The sequence below is a fragment of the Streptomyces sp. NPDC058157 genome (assembly GCF_042884105.1).
Classification (GTDB): Bacteria; Actinomycetota; Actinomycetes; order Streptomycetales; family Streptomycetaceae; genus Streptomyces.
Genome location: NZ_JBHVUQ010000342.1, coordinates 1 through 4,239 on the forward strand (window position 1 = coordinate 1; position 4,239 = coordinate 4,239).

General features: G+C 73.8%; 4 protein-coding genes. All 4 read left to right on the forward strand.

Features of this window, described 5'->3' with window-relative positions; genetic code table 11:
- Positions 1 to 686 precede the first annotated feature (686 nt).
- From ACFVXK_RS37330 to ACFVXK_RS37345, 4 genes are read left to right on the forward strand one after another with little or no spacing between them, the layout of a single operon-like run.
- Entirely contained in the window at positions 687 to 1,616 is a 930-nt protein-coding gene (locus tag ACFVXK_RS37330; protein ID WP_389621444.1) for a TauD/TfdA dioxygenase family protein, read from the forward strand.
- 22 nt (positions 1,617 to 1,638) lie between these two features.
- Positions 1,639 to 2,193 carry an NADPH-dependent FMN reductase gene (gene ssuE / locus ACFVXK_RS37335; RefSeq protein WP_389621447.1) on the forward strand — a complete coding sequence of 185 codons (555 nt, stop codon included), beginning with the start codon at positions 1,639 to 1,641 and terminating at the stop codon, positions 2,191 to 2,193.
- A 22-nt stretch (positions 2,194 to 2,215) separates the two neighbouring features.
- Complete coding sequence (locus tag ACFVXK_RS37340; RefSeq protein ID WP_389621450.1) at positions 2,216 to 3,259, forward strand: ABC transporter substrate-binding protein; 1,044 nt, start codon at positions 2,216 to 2,218, stop codon at positions 3,257 to 3,259.
- A 6-nt stretch (positions 3,260 to 3,265) separates the two neighbouring features.
- Positions 3,266 to 4,084, forward strand: a complete 819-nt coding sequence (locus ACFVXK_RS37345) for an ABC transporter ATP-binding protein (protein WP_358891753.1) — start codon at positions 3,266 to 3,268, stop codon at positions 4,082 to 4,084.
- Positions 4,085 to 4,239: the final 155 nt, after the last annotated feature.

Here is a 4,239-nt window from a genome sequence, read left to right on the forward strand (position 1 = left end):
AGTCATCTCGTTTTAGCCCCGGACGACACCCCACCCCGTCCCCGCCCCCGGCCGGCAAAATCCAGCCTCGCCGGCGATTGAGGCGCGGGGGTCTGGGGGCTGGCCCCCAGGACGCGGTCCGCAGACGCAGGGGTCTGGGCGGAGCCCAGGGAACGGAGGAAGGGTGGGGCGGGGACGGCTCCGCGCAGCGCCCGACGACGCCGCGCGAAAGCCGCATGGCAGCGACGTTGCGGCCCCATGAAATCCAGCCACCCCTTTTCAGCCGCCCGGCACGGCAAAACCCCAGCTCACCGCAGGTGCAACCCCCTCCCGCCGAAGCCGGCGACAGGGCTTGACCCACCCCGCCCCCACTGACACGCTCCGAGCCATGACCGCGACCGCGCACCTCGCCCCGCGGCTCCGCACCCCCGGCCCCTGTACCGCGCCGGGCACGTGTCCGGGCCGCTGTCCGGCCCTCCTCGGGGTCTGACCCCCGAACCTCCGCCCCGCCAGGCCCGGACCCCCGTCACCTCCAGGGGGCCGGGACCCGATGCCCGGGGCCGCCGGCCCGGCCTGCACCCCGCCGGACCCCGCCCCACCGCTCCGGCCCGGCCTCCCGCGCCGTGACCCGGCCCCGGTCCGCCCATCCCCGTACGCCCCGCCGCCCGGCGGCGTCCCGTCGTACCCACACACGCCCAGGAGCCCCCATGACCACCGCCACCGCCACCACCGTCACCCGCCTCGGCGGCCGCATCGGCGCCGAGATCGGCGGCGTCCGCCTCGGCGGCGACCTCGACCCCGCCACCGTCGCGGAGGTCCGCGCCGCCCTGCTCGCCCACAAGGTCGTCTTCTTCCGCGGCCAGGAGCACCTCGACGAGGCCGCCCACGAGGACTTCGCCCGGCTGCTCGGGACGCCCGTCGCGCACCCCACCGTCCCCTCCGCCGACGGCCGCTACGCCCTCGGCATCGACTCCCACCACGGCGCCCGGGCCAACCAGTGGCACACCGACGTCACCTTCGTCCCCGCCTACCCCGCCTTCTCCATCCTCCGCGCCGTCACCATCCCCCCGTACGGCGGCAACACCCTCTGGGCCAACACCGCCACCGCCTACGCCCACCTGCCCGCCCCGCTCCGCGCCCTCGCCGACGGACTGCGCGCCGTTCACTCCAACGAGTACGACTACGCCGCCCTCAAGCCGGACGCCCTCCCCGAGGCCCTCGCCCAGTACCGCGAGGTGTTCACCTCCACCACCTTCCTCACCGAGCACCCCGTGGTCCGCGTCCACCCCGAGACCGGCGAACGCACCCTGCTCCTCGGCAACTTCGTCCAGCGCATCGCCGGGCTGACCGGCCGCGACTCGCGCGCCCTCCTCGACCTCTTCCAGGCCCACGTCGAGAGCCCCGAGAACACCGTCCGCTGGCAGTGGCGGACCGGCGACGTCGCGATCTGGGACAACCGGGCCACCCAGCACTACGGCGTCGACGACTCCGACGACCACGAGCGCACCCTGCGCCGCGTCACCGTCGACGGCGACGTCCCCGTCGGCCCCGACGGCACGCCCTCCCGGCTGATCAGCCCCGAGAGCGTCCCGGACCCGGCGTTCGGCATCGCCTCCGGCGCCTCCACCTCCGCCTGACCCGCCACCCCGAGGAGCCCCCGTGCCCAAGCTGCTCGCCCTCACCGGCAGCCCCTCCGCCCACTCCCGTACCGTCGTCGTCGCCGAGCACGTGCTGCGCCGCCTCGACCACGCCGGGTTCGACACCGCCCACCTGGACGTACGCCTGCTGCCGGCTGCCGACCTGCTGTCGGCCCGGCGCGGCGAGCCGGAGATCCGCCGCGCCCTGGAGGCCGTCGCCGAAGCCGACGGCCTGGTCATCGCGACCCCGGTCTACAAGGCCTCGTACACCGGACTCCTCAAGGCCTTCCTGGACCTGCTCCCGCAGGACGGCCTCGCCGGAAAGACGGTCCTGCCGCTGGCCACCGGCGGCAGCCTCGCCCACGTCCTGACCATCGACTACGCCCTGCGCCCGGTCCTCGCCGCCCTCGGCGCCCGCCACGTCACCGCCGGCCGCTTCGTCCTGGACTCCTCCGTCGAGCGCGGCGCCGGACCGGACCGGCTGCGCCCCGAGGCGGAGCTGGACCTCTACCAGGCCGTCGACGAGTTCGCCGACGCCCTGCGCGCCACGACCCCGACCCTCGCCGCCACCCCGTAACCCGTACCGACAAGGACCCGCCATGCCCGCAGCACCCGTCACCCCGGCCACCCGTACCCGGCGCCAGTTCCTCACCCTGCTCGGCATCTCGGCGGCCGCGGTGAGCTGCGGCACCGCCACCGCCAGTGGCGGGTCCGCCGGTCCGGCCGGCCAGGTCACCACGCTCAAGTACCAGGGCAGCGTCGGCGCCGTCACCCTGCCCGAGCTGGCCGCCGACCTCGGCTACCTGGGCGGCCTCACCCTGGAGTGGGTCGGCAACACCATCAGCGGCCCGCAGGACATCCAGTCCGCCGCGACCGGCCAGATCCACTTCGGCGGCGCCTTCAACGGGGCGATCATCAAGCTCGCCGCGGGCAAGGCCCCGATCCAGGCCGTCATCTCCTACTACGGCGTCGACAAGGACGTCTTCAGCGGCTACTACGTCCTGGAGGACAGCCCCATCCGCTCCGCCCGCGACCTGCTCGGCAAGAAGGTCGGCATGAACACCCTGGGCGCGCACTCCCAGGCGATCCTCGACATCTACCTCGGCCGCAACGGCGTCTCCAAGGCAGACGCGGCCAAGGTCGAAGCCCTGGTCGTGCCGCCCGTCAACACCGAGCAGACGCTGCGCCAGAGACAGATCGACGTGGGCGTGCTGGGCGGCGTCCTGCGCGACAAGGCCCTCGCCGCCGGCGGCATCCGCCCGCTGTTCAGCGACTTCGACCTGCTCGGCACGTTCAGCGCCGGCTCCTACGTGATGACCAAGCGCTTCGTCAAGGAGAACCCGGACACCGTCCGCACCTTCACCACCGGCGTCGCCAAGGCCATCGAGTGGTCCCGCACCACCCCGCGCGAGGAAGTCGTCGCGCGCATGGAGTCGATCATCAGGAAGCGCGGCCGCAACGAGGACACCGCGACGCTGAAGTACTGGCGCTCGTACGGGGTCGCGGAGCCGGGCGGCCGCATCCAGGACAAGGAGTTCCAGCTCTGGCTCGACTGGCTCGCCGAGCGCGGCGAGATCAAGGCCGGGCAGCTGAAGCCGTCCGACCTCTACACGAACGAGTTCAACGGGTACGGGAAGGGCTGACCCGCCATGGCGAAGATCGAATTCCGGTCGGTGACCAAGACCTTCCCGGTGAAGGGCAGGAGCAGGGAGGAGTTCACCGCCCTCGACGGCATCGACCTGGAGATCGGGGAGGGGGAGTTCCTCGTCGTCGTCGGCCCCAGCGGCTGCGGCAAGTCCACCCTCCTCGACCTCCTCGGCGGCCTCACCCGCCCCACCTCCGGGCAGATCCTCCTCGACGGCCGGCCGGTCACCGGCCCGGGACTGGACCGGGGCATCGTCTTCCAGCAGTACGCCCTCCTGCCCTGGCGCACCGCGCTCGGCAACGTCGCCTTCGGCCTGGAGGCGACCGGCGTCCCGCGCAGACAACGCGCGGCCCGGGCCCGGGAGTTCCTGGAACTGGTGGGCCTGACCGGATTCGAGGACCGGCACCCGCACGAGCTGTCCGGCGGGATGCGCCAGCGGGTCGCGATCGCCCGCTCGCTGGCGTACGACCCGGACGTGCTGCTCATGGACGAGCCCTTCGCCGCGCTCGACGCGCAGACCCGCGAGTCCCTCCAGGACGAGCTGCGGCGGATCTGGCAGAGCACCGGCAAGACCGTCGTCTTCATCACGCACGGCATCGAGGAGGCCGTGTACCTGGGGCAGCGGGTGGCCGTCATCACCTCCCGCCCGGGCCGCGTCAAGGAGGTCGTCCCGGTCTCCCTCGGCGACCGGTCCACCGGGGCGACGGGCGAGGACCTGCGCTCCAGCCCCGAGTTCGCCCGTCACCGCCACGAGATCTGGACCCTGCTCCACGACGAGGTGGCCCGCGCCCGGCAACTGGAGAAGGAAGAGGCCGCCGCATGAGCACCGAGACCCCCGTCCCCGTCCGTCCCGCCCCGGCGGCGGAACCTGCCGTGGAACCCGCCGCGGAACCGGCCGTGGAACCCGCCCGGGCCGCCGTGGAACCCGCCCGGGCCGCCGTACGGGACCCCGCGCGCCCGACACGGCCCGCCGGGGCC